Raw genomic sequence first — 16,467 nt, 5'->3', positions numbered from 1 at the left:
TAATGATACGCGGCTTTGGCGATCCGCCTGCTGGCGACTTCGTTTTGTCATCAAAGCAGCGTATTTGTCAGGGTTTTCCCTCGAAATGAGGGTGTTCGAGGGGTTTTCCCCAAATTTGTTGGCCGTGTGAAAGGCATTTGTAATGCAGTTCGGTTTGAATGCGCTCGGGAGATCGTTCACCGCAGCCGGATACCGGCAAGAACACGTCGGGTTCCACGGAGATGCGTGAATATTCGCTAACTCGGTGCACCGAACGGCGGGCACGGTCGTTTACCGCACACTTAAGTCGAACCGAGCCAGATTGATCGTGTCTTTTTCCATTCCTCGTTTCCTGCTGCTAAGCCTTCTCGGCGTCGTTGCGGGCGCTGCCGCGGCCGGCTCGAATGTGCCGCAAAGCGCACTCTTGCCGATGGACGGCCCCTGCGTGGCGCCGCCGTCCAAGGCCACCCTGACCCTCGCCCAGGTGCGGGTCGATGCCGTGCGCTGCAACCGCGACATCATCGCGGCGCGGCGCAATGTGGAGGCCAGCCAGGCCGATATCCAGATTGCGTCGCAGCGGCCCAACCCCGTGCTGAGCCTGGGCGTGGCCAATATCAATCCGCATGCCGGCTTCAACTCGGGCGGCCCGCGCAGCAAGACGGTGGACTCCACGTTGCGTGTGGACCAGGTGATCGAGACCGCCAACAAGGCAGGCTTGCGGGTGGATACCGCGCAAGCCTCCAGCCGCGCCGCCGGCGAAGTGCTGCAGGCGGTGATCACCCAGCAGGCGAGCCTGGTGGACCAGGCGTTCTATGAGGCATTGGTGAGCCAGGAGCGGGTTGCCGTGCTCAACGAGACGCTGGCGCTCTATGGCCGCACCCAGCAGGCCAACGAGGCTCGCCTGAAGGCTGGCGATGTGTCGCGCGCCGATGTGGCCAAGCTGCAGCTCGATGTGCTGCGCGCGCAAGCCGACCTGCGCAGCGCCATGGCCGACCATGCCAGCGACAAGGCGGCGCTGGCGCAAGCCATCGGCGTGCCCGGCACGCTGGCCGACAATCGCCTGACGCCCGACTGGCCCGCCCTGGACGTGCCGGTGCCCCAGCCCGACGCCGATACCGTGCAGCGCCGCGCGGACGTGGCGGCGGCGGAAGCCCGCCTGGCCGCAGCCGCCAGCGCGCGCGACCTGGCCCGCGCGGGGCGCGTGCCTGATGTCACCGTGGGCGCGCAGGCGGAGCACTACCCCGTCTCGGCCGCCAACCAGACCGGCAGCGGCAACAGCTTCGGCGTGTTCGTGTCGATCCCGCTCTACGTGCGCCACAGCTTTGGCGGCGAAGCCCGCCGTGCCGAGGTGGATTACTACGCCGCGCTGGATGATCGCAACCGCGTGCTGCTCGAGGCGCAGAACGAGCTGGAGCGCTCGCGCAACCAGCTTGAAGCCGCGCGCCTGTCGCTCAAGCAGATGGTCGAAGGCGTGGTGCCGACCGCCGAGAGTGTCGCCGGCAGCGCCGAGTTCGCCTATGCCAAGGGCGCCAGCAGCGTGCTGGACCTGCTCGATGCGCGCCGCGCCTTGCGCCAGACGCGCCTGGACGCTGTCAACGCGCAAGGCGATTTCGCCAAATCCCTGTCGGCTTACCGCGCCGCCCTGCAGTCCTCACCCAATTCACAGGCTCGCCCCGATGTACCGCGTCCTTAATACCGTGTCTGCTCCGATGTCCGTCCCGATGACTGCTAAGCCTGCTTCGATGTCCCCCGTACGTGCCGCGGCCCGCCATGGCGTCGCCGCCCGGCTGGTCGCGTTTTCGCTGGTCGCGCTGGCGCTCGCCGCCTGCGGCAAGAAGGAAGCCCCGCCCCCCAGCGACGAACCCAAGGTCAGCGGCAACACCGTTGAATTCCCGGCCACGGTCAAGACGCTGCCCGGCATCGTGGGCGAGGCCGTCAAGAGCGGCGGCGAGCGCATGCTCAGCCTGCCGGGCCGCCTGGTCTGGAATGAAGACCGCACCGTGCGCGTGTCGACGCCGTTTGCCGGGCGCGTGACCGAGGTGCTGGTGCAGCCGGGGACCAATGTCAAGGCGGGGCAGGCGCTGGCCATGCTGACCTCAACCGATTTCGGCGTGGCCCAGGCCGACGCCCGCAAGGCCGCGGCCGACGCCGCCTATGCCAGCAAGGCGCTGGCCCGCCAGCGCGAGCTGTACGGTGCAGGCATCGTGGCGCAAAAGGACCTGGAGCAGACCCAGGCCGATGCCGCCCGGGCCAATGCCGACCTGCAGCGCACCCAGGCTGCCTTGCGCCAGTACGGCGCCGGCGCGCAGGGCGAGGGCGCGAGCAACCGCTTTGCCTTGCGCACGCCGATCGATGGCCTGGTGGTGGAGCGCAATATCAATAACGGCATGGAGCTGCGCCCCGACCAGCCGCCCGCTGCGCCGCTGTTCCTGGTGACCGATCCCGGCGAACTGTGGGCGCAGGTCGACGCGGCCGAGGCCGACATCGCCCTGTTCAAGCCCGGCGTGACCGTCCAACTGGTGTCGGCCGCCTATCCCGGCGAGACCTTCCCCGGCAAGGTGGTCAAGGTCGCCGACTACGTGGATCCTGCGGCGCGCAGCATCAAGGTGCGCTTGTCCGTGCCCAACCCGGACCGTCGCCTGAAGGCCGAGATGTTCGTCACCGCCAAGCTGCAGGCCGCTTCCTTCACGGGGATCGCGGTGCCGTCCAAGGCCGTGTTCCTGGCCGAGAACCACCACTTTGTGTTCGTGCGCACGGCGCAGAACCGCTTTGAGCGCAAGCAGATCAAGCTGGGCGTGTCGCTGCCTGGTGTGGCCGAGGCGGTGGAAGGGCTCAAGGATGGCGACGTGGTGGTGACCGACGGCAACCTGTACCTGCAGGACATCCTGCGAGATGCCACCGCGGTCAACGCGGCGCGCGCCAGCGAAGCCAGCAGCGCCAGCGCGAAGCAGTGAGGAAGACCGCCACATGATTTCGCGCATCGTCCATTTTGCCCTGCACCAGAAGCTGTTCGTCTGGCTAGGCCTTGCCATCTTCATCGGGGGTGGCCTTGCGGCCTTCAAGAACCTGCCGATCGAAGCCTTCCCGGATGTCTCCGACATCCAGGTCAACGTCATTACCCTGTACCCGGGCCGTGCCGCCGAGGAAGTCGAGCGCCAGGTCACGATCCCGATCGAGACCGCGCTGGCCGGCACGCCGAACTCCGTGCGGGTGTTCTCGCACACCCAGTTCGGCCTGTCCTTCCTGATGGTCACCTTCAATGACAAGGCCACCGACGTGGTGGCCCGCCAGCAGGTGATCGAGCGCCTGCGCGGGGTGGACCTGCCCGACGGCGTGCAGCCGGAGCTGGCGCCGCTGTCCACCGCCATCGGCGAGATCTTCCGCTTTCGCCTGACCGGCAAGGGCTACAGCGCGCAGGAACTGCGCACGCTGCAGGACTGGGTGGTGGAGAAAAACCTGCGCCAGGTTCCGGGCGTGGCCGACCTCGTCACCATTGGCGGCACCATCAAGCAGTACGAGGTGAACCCCAACCTGGCGAAGATGCGCGACGCCAAGATCTCGCTCGCGCAACTCTTTACCGCCCTGCAGCGCGCCAACTCCAACGCCGGCGGCGGCGCCGTGGCCAACGGGCGCCAGCAATTCCTGCTGCGCTCGCTGGGCAGCTTCCGTACCTCGGCCGACATCGCCGATGTGGTGGTGTCGGAAGTCAATGGCACGCCGATCCTGGTCAAGGACATTGCCGAGATCCGGACCGGTTCCGCGCCGCCCCAGGGCCTGATGGGCCAGGACGACGAGGACGACATCGTCTCGGGCATCGTGGTCATGCGCAAGGGCGAGAATCCCTCGCTGGTGCTCGAAGCGCTCAAGAAGAAGATTGACCTGCTGGACAATTCGATCCTGCCCAAGGGCGTGAAGATCGTCCCTTACTACGACCGCTCCACGCTGATCGACAAGACCTTGCACACGGTGTTCGGCAATCTGGTCGAGGGCGCGCTGCTGGTGATGGCCGTGCTGTACCTGTTCCTGGCCAATGTGCGCGCCGCGGCCATCGTGGCGATCGTGATTCCGCTGGCGCTGCTGTCCACGTTCATCGGGCTGACCTGGGTGGGCATTCCCGCCAACCTGCTGTCGCTGGGCGCGATGGACTTCGGCATCATCGTGGACGGCGCGGTGATCGTGGTGGAGAACATCTTCAAGCGGCTGGGTGAGCTGAAGGAAGCCCAGATCAAGGACAGCCGCGCGCGCATGCACGCCATCCTGCAGGCCACCACCGAAGTGGGCCGCCCGACTGTGTTCTCGATGATCATCATCATCGCCGCGCACATCCCGATCTTTACGCTGCAGCGCCACGAGGGCAAGATCTTCGCGCCCATGGCCTACACCGTGACGGGTGCGCTGGTCGGCTCGCTGATCATCTCGCTGACGCTGGTGCCGCTGCTGTGCCACCTGCTGCTGACCAAGAACATCGCGCATGAAGACAACTTCATGGTGCGCCATAGCAAGCGCCTCTACGAGCCGATGCTGGCCTGGGCGCTGGACCACAAGCGCACCGTGGTGGGCATCGCCGTTGGCCTGCTGGTGGCAACGGTTGGCGTGGGCAAGTTCCTCGGCAGCGAGTTCCTGCCGGAGCTGGACGAAGGCTCGATGTGGGTCAGCTTCGACCTGCCGGCGTCGGTGTCCATCGACGAAGCGCGCGACCAGGCCCGCCGCCTGCGTGGCGTGATTCGCAAGACGCCCGAGGTCAATACCACCATCTCCAAGGTGGGCCGCCCGGACGACGGCACCGATCCCAAGCTGATCAACACCGTCGAAATCCTGGTCGACCTGAAGAACGACAAGCAATGGCGCGCGGGCTACGACAAGCGCAAGATCATCAACGAGATCAACGCCAACCTGCGCCAGCTGCCCGGCATCGAGCCTAATTTCTCGCAGCCGGTGCGCGACAACATTCTTGAGAGCATCTCCCAGATCAAGGGCCAGATCGTGATCAAGGTGCAGAGCGACAGCTTGCAGCAGAACAAGCGCGTGGCCGACCAGATCCTCGCCAACGTGCAATCGGTCCAGGGCGTGATGCGCGCCTTTATCGACCGCGACGGCGAGCTGCCGCAGTACGTGCTGGACTTCGACCGCGCCCAGGCCGCCCGCTACGGCATCAACGTGGGGGACGTGCAGGACCTGATGGAGACCGCGCTGGCCGGCAAGGCAGCCACCGAGCTGTGGGAGGGCGAGAAGCACTTCAGCGTGGCGGTGCGCCTCAAGCCTAACGAGCGCCAGCTGCCAAACCTGCCGAATATCTTCCTGCAGACGGCGGACGGCGCGCAGGTGCCGCTGTCGCAACTGGTGCACTTCCGCGCGGCTTCGGGCGCGATGAACATCAGCCGCGAGAACGGCCAGCGCACCACGTCCATCGGCATCTTCATCCATGACCGCGATATGGGCAGCGTGGTGAAGGACATGCAGGAACTGGTCGCCAAGAACGTCAAGGCCGACGACGTCAAGATCAGCTGGTCGGGCGAGTTCGAGAACCAGGAACGCGCCATGGCCCGGCTGTCGATCGTGGTGCCGCTGTCGGTGCTGGTGATCTTCCTGCTGCTGTTCAATGCCTTCAAGTCGTTCAAGAGCGCGACCCTGATCATCTCGAACATTCCGTTCGCGCTGATCGGCGGCGTGTTCGCGCTGTTCATCACCGGCATTCCGCTGTCGGTGTCGGCTGCGATCGGCTTTATCGCGCTGTTCGGCCAGGCCGTGCTCAATGGCGTGGTGATGGTGACCTACTTCAACCAGCTGCGCGACGAAGGCATGCCCGTGCGCCAGGCCGTGCTGACCGGCTCGATGGACCGCCTGCGCACGGTGCTCATGACCGCGCTGCTGGCCATGCTGGGCCTGTTCCCGATGGCCATCTCGCGCGCCATCGGCTCGGAGACGCAGCGCCCGCTGGCCATCGTCATCATCGGCGGCCTGATCACCGCCACCATGCTCACGCTGATCGTGCTGCCCACGCTGTATGAGTGGATGGTCGGCCGCAACTGGCCGGACGAAGAGAACGGCAACGGCAAGGAGAACCGCTTGTCGGACTCGCTGCCGGCCTGATCTTCCGGTTGTTGCCTGCCTCGAAAGCCCGTCACCTTGGTGGCGGGCTTTTTTTCATCGGAGGTTGCGCAGCGCGCGGCTGCAAATGCGGCGGGTGGCGTCGGCCGGTTCATGCTGTTGCCAGCGCTGGCACAGGGCACGCACCCAGTCGGGACTGTCCTTGGCCGCATCGTTGAGCCAGTTGGCCACCGAGTCCTGTACATAGGGCGAGGGGTCGGCCTTCAGTGCGTCCAGCAGCGGCAGGGCTTGCGCGGGATGCTTCTTCAGCGCGGTGATATGCGCGCACCATACCCCACGCGGGCGCAGTGCCTCGGTGGCAAAGCGGCGCAGCCGCTCGGATGGCGACGTTGTCCAGGCGGCAAGCAGCGCGATGCTGGTGTCCAGATCCGCCGCGAGATGCGGCCGCACGGCCATCCAGGCCCATTCGCGCACGCCGAAATGCGGGTCGTCGGCCAGCGCCCGGATGGCCGCGAGGCGCTGGCTCAGGTCCAGGCCCGGCCGCATGCCGGCCATGAAGCAGGCCCAGCCGCGCACGGTATCCGATGGATGCGCCTGGCAACGTGCGATGCCCGCGGCGCCAAGCTGCTCCATAAGGATGGCGCCGATGCTGGCCATGCGCTTGAGGATGCCGAGCTGGCTGGCGGCTTGGGCTTGCTGCATGGCGGCTGGCGGGAGCTTGGGAAACACGGCGCGCAGCAGCGTGACCTGGTTCAGCGCCAGGCATTCGGTGAGTGTGGCGCTTTGCAGTTCGCCACGCTCCAGCGCGGCCAGGATGTCGGCGGGAATGTCCGCCGCCCGGCTCGCGCCTTTGCGTGTTGCCGGCTGGGCTGCTGACTGGGTCATGCCGGTTCTCCCGGCACGCCGTTGCGCTTGGCCATGCCGGCGGAAACCTTGCTTAGCAGGCCGTCGAGCAAAACGCGCTCCTGTGCGGATAGGTCGCAGAACAAGCTGGCGATCCAGCGGCCATGCTCATCGAACACCTTTTTGGCGACCTGCTTGCCCTTGCGGGTGAGCCGGATGGTCAGGGCGCGCCGGTCTGTGGTGTCGGCATGGCGCTCGATCAGCGCCTCGCGCTCCAGCCCGTCCAGCAGGCCGGTGATGGTGGCGCGCGTGACGCCGGCCTGCTCGGCGAGCGTATTGGGCGCCAGCCCGTCCTTGGCCGCGTTCAGCAGGAACAACAGCACGAAACGGCCTTCGGACAGGCCATGCGGCGCCAGCAGCGCGGCGCAGTCGCGGTCGATCGCGGACGCCAGCGACAGTGCCCGGAAGCACAGCTGGATGCTGTCCAGGTCGGGCAACTGCCGTCGTTCGGCTTCGTTGAGCAGGGCGAGGTATTTCTGTTCGAGTGCTTGCATGATGGCGCCATATTATATGGCGCCTAACTAGTTGGCAAGCGCGCCACTCGCTGCCTTCATGGCGATCCGGTCGACCAGCAACACGATGACGGCACCGATCGCCGTCGCTGCCACGCGGTCCATCAGCATGCCGCCGTTGGCCGGCCCGCTGGCGCCCATGATCATCACCATCAGCGGGGTCATGACCGCCGAGTAGGCCAGGTAGTTGCGCAGGCGCAGCAGTGGCCGGATGCCGGCCAGCCATCCCGCGTTGAATGCTACCAGCCAGTACGGGAGCTGATGGCCCAGCAGCAAGCTCGCGCCAAGCACGCCGAGGAGGGTGCCGGCCACGCGCTGCGTGGCCTTGACGGCAAAGCCTTCTGGCTGGCGCTGCAGCAGGATCGCCACGGTCAGCGTGATCCATTCGAAGTGATGGCCCGGGAACAGCCAGCGCAGGATGCCGGCGCAGCCCAGGCCGAGCACTAGCCGCAGCGAGTACTGCCACCCGGCCCACTGCGACAGCGTGCGCCGCCATCGCCGCAGGCGCTGCGCGGCGGTGGGCAACGGCAACGCTGTAGCCGCTTGCGGCGGCGCTTTGGCCCTCGGCGCGAGGAGCAGGCACAGCAGACAGGTCCAGAGCGCGCCGGCCAGCGTGAGCAGGAGAAATCCTGCCCGATGCGGCGCAGCGCTTGCCGCGCCTGTGGCAATGATCAGGAACAGGATGAAGCGCGTGGCTGCGATCGCGAGCGGGCGGCTGTAGCCGCCAATGCAGGCCGCCGCACCGGCTAGCAAGAGGACGATGACATCGGTCAGGACGCCGTGGCCCGCCAGGGCTGCCGCGATGGCCGCGGCAGCCGCAACCGGTGCAAGCAGGGCCGCCAGTGGCCCGATGCGGGATTCGTCGCGCACGTCGATGCCCGAGCCGGCAACCGCCCCGGCGCCGATCGCCAGGCTGCCGAGCGCGGCGGCCTGGCCAAGCGCGATCTGCCCCGTGGCGCCGGCAAGCAGCAGCGGCACGCCCATGCCCAGGGCCGCCGCGAGCATCTCGCGAGGATGCACCTGCGCGCCGGCTGGCCATTGGATGGCTTTTGCAAGATGGGTCTTTGCGCTCAATGTCCCCTCCCGTGATTGCGGGATTCCGCCGCCAGAAAATCGCGTGGCGCCTGTCCCAGCGCGCGCCGGAACATGGTGGAGAAGGCGCCGGCATTGGCATAGCCGGTCTCGGCCGCCACATGCGCGAGCGGCTTGCCGCGGCTCATCAGGTCCACGGCGTGCGCCAGCCGCAATTGCTGGCGCCAGGCGGCAAAGCTGGTGCGCAGCTCGGTGCGGAACAGCCGCGCCAGGGTGCGCTCGCTGGCGCCCGTCAGTTCGGCCCATTGCGCCAGGCTCAGCGCCGATCCTGGCTGCTCCATCAAGGCATCGCACAAGGCTTTGAGGCGGCGGTCGGTGGGCAAGGCCAGCCCCGGCCAAAGCGTGGGCGCGGTGCGCAACTCCTCGAGCAGCAGGGCCGCGCTTAGCTGGCGCCGTGGCGCGGACAAGCTGGCCGCGTCGGTCAGCGCCACCATCAGGTTGCGCATCAGCGCCGACACTTCCACGACCACGCAGGCGGTGAGCGACAGCGGCGCCGCCTGCGGCAGCACATAGCAGGCATGCAGCGCTGCATCGCCCAGCGTGACCACCTCGTGTTCCACATCCGGCGGAATCCACACCGCGCGCATGGTCGGCACCACCCAGGTGGTGCCTGCCGCGGTCACCCGCATGCTGCCGCGCAGGGGGCACGAGATCTGTCCCCACGCATGCCGGTGGCGGCGAATGATGGCGTTGGGCGGCGGCTGGCGCAGATGCACGATGACTGGCTGCTCGGCGGTGGGCTGGGTCAGCGTGACGGGCTGGTAGGTGGTGCGTGGCATCTGGCTCGGCGCGGCTTTGGCGCAGGGTTTCGGATGTGGCTTGGATTCGTAAGAAATTGCCCGAGAAGTGTAACCCGGCCAGATTGGCGCGTCCTACGATGGCGCTCATCGCATGGCACCACGGAGTTCCCTCGCATGAGCAATACCAGTCAGCCCGGCTTGCCGCCCCAGGCCAGCCTTTCCGGCAATCCCGCCGCTTCCAAGGCGCCACCCGCCGCAGGCCCCGCGCCCGCGGGCAAGCTGTCGGACAGCGCGCGCGCCGCTATCGTCATCGCCCTGTGCGTCGCGGCGGTATGGCTGGTGGGCCGCGCCACCGGCGCGCCCGGTGGCCTGGTGCTGGCGGCGGCGCTGGTGGCGTCCACCGTGTGCTGCTGGGCGCTGGGCGTGCTGCCCGAGCCGGCTACGACGTTGCTGTTCTTCCTGTGCGCCGTCGTGCTGCACGTGGCGCCGGCCCCCGTGGTCTTCTCGGGCTTTGCTTCCACCGCGTGGTGGCTCATGTTCGGCGGCGCGGTAACCGGTGTGGCCTTGCGCCAGACCGGGCTGGCGCAGCGGCTGGCGGCCATCATCTTCCGGGGCCGGGTGGGCAGCTATCGCCAGGTGATCGGCACGGTGGCGGTGAGCGCCGTGGGGCTGGCATTCCTGATGCCATCGACCACCGGGCGCGTGCTGCTGCTGATGCCGATCGTGCTGGCGCTGGCCGACCGGCTTGGCTTTGCACCGGGGTCCAACGGTCGCATCGGCATGGTGCTGACCGTGGCGGCCGCCAGCTATATGCCGCCCACCACCATCCTGCCGGCCAACATCCCCAACAGCGTGTTGCTCGGCGCGGCCAGCTCCCTGTACGGCGTCAACCTGAGCTATGGCAGCTATCTCCTGCTGCATTTCCCCATCCTCGGCTTGCTCAAGACCGTGATGCTGGTCTGGCTGGTCTGCCGGCTGTTCCCCGAGCGTGGGCCGATCGCGGCACTCCCGCGCGAGCAAGCGAGCGCGCCAAGCCGGCAGGAAAAGCTGCTGGCGGTGATCCTGGTGCTGGCCGTGGCCGGGTTTGCCACCGACACGCTGCATGGCGTCTCGCCGGCCTGGATCTCGCTGGCGGCATGCATCGTCTGCCTGTTGCCGGGCGTGGGCCTGGTTTCCTCGCGCATGCTGGCCGAGCAGGTGCACCTCACGCCCCTGATCTATGTAGCCGGCTTTCTCGGCCTGGGCGCCGTGGTGGAATCCACGGGGCTGGGGACCGCTATCAGCGCGGCACTGCTGCGCTGGCTGCCCCTATCGCCGGGGCATACCGCCGCCAATGTGGCCGCGCTTGGCGCGGTCGGGGCGAGCCTGGGGCTCATGACGACGCTGCCCGGATTGCCGGCCGTGCTGACACCGCTGGCCAGACAACTGGCGCAGGCCACGGGTTTGTCGCTCGAAGCCGTGCTGATGCTGCAGGTTCCCGTGTTCTCCACGGTGTTCTTCCCCTACCAGTCGCCACCCATTGTGATCGCCATGCAGCTCGGTGGCGTGGGGCTGCGCGACGGCACCCGCATGTGCCTGGCGCTGGCCGCGCTGACCCTGCTGGTGCTGCTGCCGCTGGATTACTTCTGGTGGCGTTTGCTGGGCTACCTGCCTTGAGCGCGCCGCCAGCAAGCTTGCGCTAACTGAGGCATGATCTCGGCCTTCGACCTCTGGTTAACCCCAGCCCCGGGTAGGCCGAGCTCCACTGTAGAAGGCAATCATGACGACAAGAGCGCACTGCGCGCCGCAAGCGCAAGCCAGCCCTGTGGGCGGCGCAAGCTGGATGACCCTGCTGCTGGCCACCGCCTGCGGCCTGATCGTGGCCAACCTGTATTACGCGCAGCCGTTGATCGGCCCGATCGGCCACGCGCTGGGGCTGTCGCCGCAGGCGGCGGGCCTGATCGTGACCCTGATCCAGGCCGGTTATGGCGCGGGCCTGCTGCTGATCGTGCCGCTGGGCGACATCATCGAGAACCGCCGGCTGATCTGCAGCCTGCTGGCCGCGAGCGCCCTCGCACTGGCTGGCGCGGCGTTGGCCGGCCATGCCGGTGTGTTTCTGCTGGCGGCTGTCTGCATCGGGCTGAGCTCCGTGGCCGCGCAGGTCCTGGTGCCGTTTGCCGCGCACCTGGCGCCTGAGCATGCGCGCGGCCGTGTTGTCGGCAATGTCATGAGCGGCCTGATGCTGGGCATCATGCTGGCCCGCCCGGCCGCCAGCCTGGTCACCGACCTGTGGGGCTGGCATGCCATCTTCGCGGGCTCGGCCGTGGGCATGGCCTTGCTCGCCTTGGTGCTCATGCGGCTGCTCCCGGATCGCCGCCCGGCGCCCGCGGTGCGCTATGGCGCGCTGCTGGTGTCCATGTGGCAGTTGCTGTGCTCGCAGCCCGTACTGCGCCGGCGTGCGGCCTACCAGGCATGCATGTTTGGGGCGTTCAGCCTGTTCTGGACCACCGTGCCCCTGTGGCTCGCCGGCCCCGAGTTCGGCCTGAGCCAGAAGGGCATCGCCCTGTTCGCGCTGGCTGGTGTGGCGGGAGCGGTGGCGGCGCCCATCGCAGGGCGCCAGGCCGATCGCGGCCGTGGCCGGGGCATGACCATGCTCGCCATGTTGCTCGCGGCCGGCGCCTTTGTGCTGGGCCAGGCCGGCACGCCCGGCTCGCCCGTAGCCCTGGCGGCGCTGACGACTGCCGCCATCGTGCTGGATTTTGGCGTGGCGGCCAACCTGGTCGTGGGCCAGCGCGCCATCTTTGCGCTGGGCGCCGCCTATCGCAGCCGCCTGAACGGACTGTTCATGGCGATCTTCTTCACCGGCGGCGCCGTGGCCTCGGCCGTCGGCGCGTGGGCCTTTGCCCACGGCGGCTGGACGCTCACCAGCTGGATCGGCTTTGGCCTGCCGGCCATGGCGGGCCTGTACTTCGCGACGGAGCCACGGCCCGCAGGCGCGCTGCCGCGCTGATTCCGGATTGCCAGGGCGCGCGCGCTGCGCTCCTTATCCAGGCCGCAATCTGATCTATCGATGCTCCCGGGCTCCCGCCCACATATTTTTTGCGTTCCAGGGGAAATGACTGCATTTCCTGTCAACCGGACGTATTACTATTCGTTACGAAATATTACGGGGCGGAAACACTTGGCCCGGTGGCCCCCCACGCTGCCAGCCGTGCCCCGTGATCCAGGCTACGCCTGGCCGTCTACCCCGCCACTGCCATGGCGGGCGCGGCGGTTTTGAATCGTTAGCGCAGCAATACAAGACCGGGTACCGGCTTTGCTGAATTGGGAACAGGGGAGCGTCAAGTGGTGCAAGGACCAATCTCGAGCCTTCAATGGCTGTCGGGGCTGAATGCCAGGGGTTTTTTTCACGATCTCGGGCCTTTTTTCTATTTTCGCTATCTGGCGGTGCTTACTGCGCTGTCGGCGTTTTGCCACCCGCCGGGCGGCAAGAAGTGGGTTTTCAAGCGTTTCAAGCTGATCTGCCGGTCCGCATTCCGCTTTGCCGCGGTGCGCAGCTGGTTGCAGGCGGTCGACTCCTGCGCGCTGATGCGGCGCGTGGCCATGGCCAAGCCTTCTCTGCTCGAGCGCCCATATCGCCCGCTTGGCGCATTTGGGCTGAGCTTTCGCGAGCGCATGCGCACGGTGCTGGATCACTACCGCGCGATGAGCACGCTGGTGCCGCTGGCGCTAAGCGAACGCGTCTATGTGGGCGGCGGGCTCGAATGGGCGATGGGCGACGGCCGCTACAGGCTGCGCCTGGCGGATTCGGGGCCGAATCCCAAGGAAGGCGAACTGGCCTTTTATTGGCTGGACACGGCCAGCGGCGTATGCCTGAGCCAGCTCAGCTTCTACCTGGCGCAGCGCAAGGGCGGCACGGAGATCTTCGTCGGGGGCCTGCAAGGCCCCATGGGTGAGAACAGCCGCGACCTGATCCGCGAGTCCACCAAGGCATGCGAAGGCCTGCGGCCCAAGGACGCGGTCATGGAAGCGCTGCTCGGCTTTGCCGCCACGCTCGGGGTGCAGCGCATCGTGGGCGTCAGCAAGAAGAATCACGTGGGCCGCCAACGCCATACCCCGCGCGAGATCCGCTGCGACTACGAGGGCTTCTGGATGGAGTCCGCGGGCCAGCCAATGCCTTGCGGCAATGTCGAGGTGCCGGTCAACCAGCCGCGCCGCGATGTGATGGCGCTGCCGTCCAAGAAGCGCTCCGCGTACCGGCGCAAGCTGGCCCAGGTAGAGTCCATCCACGCGGCCGTGCAGGGATGGTTCGCGGCGCCCGCCGTGCCGCAGGCAACCACCCCGGCGCCCACCTTGACGCAGGTCATTGCGCCGGGCAGCGCGGAGCCGCTTGCCGCGTAAGGCGGCGCGGCGACAAGCCGCGATGGATACGCACAGAAAAGCGCGGGCTTCGGCCTGCGTTTTTTTTTGCGTTCGTGACGGGGCTGCAGTAAACCCTAGTAGTCTAGGTTTGTAGACCTTATTAAAGTAAGCCACTTCAGTAAGCCACTTCCAGCCGGCGATAACACGCTGGCGCTCCCGGCTTTCGCAGTCGCTGCGTTGCTCCCGCTTTTGATGCCGAATCCAGCTTTCACCGCCTTGCCTGCCTCCAGCGACCTCTTGTCCCGCAGCCGCCAGCCGGTCTATCTCCAGCTCGCCACGATCTTCCGCCGCCATATCGAGAGTGGCGAGTGGCGCCAGGGCGAGCGCATTCCGTCGCTCGAGCAGCTTTGCCGCGAGTTCGGCGTGGCGCGCATGACCATGCATCACGCGCTCTCCCTGCTTGACGAAGAGGGCCTGCTGACCCGCGAGCGCGGGCGCGGCACGTTCGTCAAGGCAAGCTGCCGCGAGCGCCGCGCCATGAGGCTGCCGGTGAGCTGGGACCAGGTGGTGGCCGTCGGCGAGCAGCTCGACACCGAGGCGCTGTCCGAGTCCGATGGCACCGTCACCTTGCCGGACGAACTGGGCATGCCTTGCGCCGCAGCGCGCGCGCCGGGCTATCACTTCCTGCGCCGCCTGCACCGGATCGAGCAGCGCCCGTTCGCGCTGGGCGAGGTCTTTATCGAGGCCAGCGTGTTTGCCCGGGAGCCGGAAGCGTTCCGCCACGGGGCTTCGGTGCCGGTGCTCGACCGTTTTCCCCAGCTGAAGGTCACCGCCGCCAGGCAGCGCCTGTCGATCATTGCGGCGGGCGCGGAATCGGCTGCCAGGCTGGCGTTGCCCGTTGGCGCGCCGGTGGCCGAGTTGCGGCGCTATGCGTGCGTAGACGGCGTGATCGTCTATTACGCACGCATCGAATTCCCGAGCGAGTTCGTCTGCCTGGATTTTGACCTGCTCGCGACTGGCGCGGGCGCCGCCCCCGTTTATGTCCCAGCGCGCCCGGCTGCCACGCCAGGGGCGCAGTCCTGACGCTTGTCCACCAATCCATTCCCCATTCCCCATTCCCCAATCCGCCAACTGGAAATGAACGAGATGCCGAATACCGACCGCAACCAAGGTAGCCATGCAACCCAGGGCAACAACGGGCAGAGCGAGATGAACGGTGCCGAGAGCCTGGTCAAGACGCTGCTGGCTTGCGGCGTGGACACCTGCTTTGCCAACCCCGGCACCAGCGAAATGCACTTCGTGGCCGCGCTCGACCGCATTCCCGGCATGCGTTGCGTGCTCGGCCTGTTTGAGGGCGTGGTGACCGGCGCGGCCGACGGCTACGCGCGCATGGCCGACAAGCCGGCAGCCACGCTGCTGCACTGCGGCCCGGGCCTGGCCAATGGCCTGGCCAACCTGCATAACGCGCGCCGCGCGCAGACGCCGGTGATCAACATCGTGGGCGACCAGGCCACCTACCATCGTCCGTTCGACGCACCGCTGACGGCCGATACCGAAGGCTGGGCGCGCCCCGTCTCGGTCTGGACCCGCACCGCCACGGATGCCGCATCGGTGGGCGCCGACGCCGCCACGGCCGTGCAGGCCGCGTGCGCCGCCCCCGGCGGGGTCGCCAGCCTGATCCTGCCCTCGGATGTCTGCTGGGATGCCGGCGGCAAGGTAGGCGTGCCGCTGGCGCCGCTGCCGGTGCCCAAGGTCTCGCCCGACGCCGTCCAGCAAGCTGCGCGCCTGCTGCGCTCGGGCCGGCCCACGCTGATCGTGCTGGCCGGCACCGCGCTGCGCGAGGCGCCGCTGGCCGATGCGCACCGCATCGCCGCCGCCACCGGTGCGCGCCTGATCACGCCGATGTCCAACGCCCGCGTGTCGCGCGGCCGAGGCCGTTTCAACGTGGATCGGGTGCCCTATTCCGGCGACGTGGCGCGTGACAAGCTGGCGGGCATCCGCAACGTCATCCTGGTCGGCGCGCCGCCGCCGGTGACGTTCTTCGCTTACCCGGGCAAGTCGCCGCGCCCCTATCCGGAAGACGCTGAGATCCATGTGCTGGCACGTCCGGAACAAGATCTGGCCGAAGCCCTGGCGCATCTTGCCGACGAGCTTGGCGCCCCTCCGGTGCCGGTGCCGGCTTCGGTCGCGCCGCGTGGGATCGCCAAGGGCGCGGTGACCTCCGAGGCGGTCGCGCAAACGCTGACGGCGCTGCTGCCGGAGCAGGCCATCGTGGTGGAAGAGAGCGTGAGCTTTGGGCGTGCGTTTTACCCGGGGACCGTGCATGCCGCGCCGCATGACTGGCTGCAACTGACTGGTGGTGCTATTGGCGATGGGCTGCCGCTGGCGACCGGCGCCGCGGTCGCCGCGCCGGGGCGCCGGGTGGTTGCGTTGCAGGCCGATGGCTCGGGGATGTACACGCTGCAATCGCTGTGGACGATGGCGCGCGAGAAGCTTGACGTTACCGTGGTGATTCTGGCCAATCGCAAGTACGCGATCTTGCTGGGTGAGCTGGCCGGGGTTGGGGCCAATCCGGGCAAGACTGCGCTGGATATGCTGGATATCGGCAATCCGGATCTCAACTGGGTGCAGTTGGCTAATGGGATGGGGGTGGAGGCTGCGCGGGCTGAGGATATGGAGCGGTTTGCTGAGTTGTTTGGTATGGCTAATGGTCGGCGGGGGCCGTTTGTTATTGAGTTGGTGATTTGAGGTTTGGGGTGGGGGGTGATGGTCCCAACTGCAACTGCTTGACTTCAAGGTCAAAGGCAACTGCAGTTTCACCGCCCCTGCGGGGCGGCGACCTACTTTCTTGT

At 67.5% G+C, this 16,467-nt stretch carries 12 protein-coding genes; 8 read left to right on the top strand and 4 right to left on the bottom strand.

Translation table 11 applies throughout. From position 1 onward, the window contains the following. Positions 1–409: 409 nt before the first annotated feature. Genes F7R26_RS35020 through F7R26_RS35010 form a run of 3 tightly spaced genes read left to right on the top strand, consistent with a single transcriptional unit; the run spans position 410 to position 6,069 of the window. On the top strand, positions 410–1,672 hold the full coding sequence (locus F7R26_RS35020; protein ID WP_150985312.1) for a TolC family protein: 1,263 nt from the start codon (positions 410–412) through the stop codon (positions 1,670–1,672). A 49-nt stretch (positions 1,673–1,721) separates the two neighbouring features. After that, positions 1,722–2,933: an efflux RND transporter periplasmic adaptor subunit gene (locus tag F7R26_RS35015; RefSeq protein WP_150985183.1), complete on the top strand. Its 1,212-nt coding sequence runs from the start codon at positions 1,722–1,724 to the stop codon at positions 2,931–2,933. Between the two features lie 13 nt (positions 2,934–2,946). Then, entirely contained in the window at positions 2,947–6,069 is a 3,123-nt protein-coding gene (locus F7R26_RS35010) for an efflux RND transporter permease subunit (RefSeq protein WP_150985184.1), read from the top strand. Positions 6,070–6,123: 54 nt separating this feature from the next. Here the strand turns inward: F7R26_RS35010 and F7R26_RS35005 are convergent, their stop codons facing one another. The 4 genes from F7R26_RS35005 to F7R26_RS34990 are packed head-to-tail and all read right to left on the bottom strand — an operon-like array spanning position 6,124 to position 9,313. Continuing rightward, positions 6,124–6,912, bottom strand: a complete 789-nt coding sequence (locus tag F7R26_RS35005) for a DNA alkylation repair protein (RefSeq protein ID WP_150985185.1) — start codon at positions 6,910–6,912, stop codon at positions 6,124–6,126. Then, positions 6,909–7,424, bottom strand: a complete 516-nt coding sequence (locus F7R26_RS35000; RefSeq protein WP_150985186.1) for a MarR family winged helix-turn-helix transcriptional regulator — start codon at positions 7,422–7,424, stop codon at positions 6,909–6,911. The genes F7R26_RS35005 and F7R26_RS35000 overlap by 4 nt, the downstream gene beginning before the upstream one ends. A 27-nt stretch (positions 7,425–7,451) precedes the next feature. Continuing rightward, on the bottom strand, positions 7,452–8,516 hold the full coding sequence (locus F7R26_RS34995) for an FUSC family protein (RefSeq protein ID WP_150985187.1): 1,065 nt from the start codon (positions 8,514–8,516) through the stop codon (positions 7,452–7,454). Continuing rightward, positions 8,513–9,313 (bottom strand): AraC family transcriptional regulator, encoded by an 801-nt coding sequence (locus F7R26_RS34990; protein ID WP_150985188.1) that lies wholly within the window; start codon positions 9,311–9,313, stop codon positions 8,513–8,515. Before F7R26_RS34990 ends, F7R26_RS34995 begins: the two co-directional genes overlap by 4 nt. Positions 9,314–9,448: 135 nt before the next feature. Here F7R26_RS34990 and F7R26_RS34985 point away from each other — a divergent pair, with 135 nt between their 5' ends. The 5 genes from F7R26_RS34985 (at position 9,449) to F7R26_RS34965 (ending at position 16,363) form a co-directional block, all read left to right on the top strand. After that, positions 9,449–10,930 (top strand): SLC13 family permease, encoded by a 1,482-nt coding sequence (locus F7R26_RS34985; RefSeq protein ID WP_150985189.1) that lies wholly within the window; start codon positions 9,449–9,451, stop codon positions 10,928–10,930. A 103-nt stretch (positions 10,931–11,033) separates the two neighbouring features. Beyond that, complete coding sequence (locus tag F7R26_RS34980; protein WP_150985190.1) at positions 11,034–12,263, top strand: MFS transporter; 1,230 nt, start codon at positions 11,034–11,036, stop codon at positions 12,261–12,263. Positions 12,264–12,601: 338 nt separating this feature from the next. Next, complete coding sequence (locus tag F7R26_RS34975) at positions 12,602–13,654, top strand: VirK/YbjX family protein (protein WP_241754654.1); 1,053 nt, start codon at positions 12,602–12,604, stop codon at positions 13,652–13,654. Between the two features lie 213 nt (positions 13,655–13,867). Further along, positions 13,868–14,698 carry a GntR family transcriptional regulator gene (locus F7R26_RS34970; RefSeq protein ID WP_150985191.1) on the top strand — a complete coding sequence of 277 codons (831 nt, stop codon included), beginning with the start codon at positions 13,868–13,870 and terminating at the stop codon, positions 14,696–14,698. A 126-nt stretch (positions 14,699–14,824) separates the two neighbouring features. Further along, positions 14,825–16,363, top strand: coding sequence for an acetolactate synthase large subunit (locus F7R26_RS34965; RefSeq protein ID WP_150985314.1), 1,539 nt, complete (start codon positions 14,825–14,827; stop codon positions 16,361–16,363). The last annotated feature ends 104 nt before the right edge of the window (positions 16,364–16,467 follow it).

It is taken from the genome of Cupriavidus basilensis (assembly GCF_008801925.2).
Lineage (GTDB): Bacteria > Pseudomonadota > Gammaproteobacteria > Burkholderiales > Burkholderiaceae > Cupriavidus > Cupriavidus basilensis.
The sequence above is the reverse complement of the archived record's forward strand: the minus strand, read 5'-3'. Positions and strand labels throughout refer to the sequence as shown.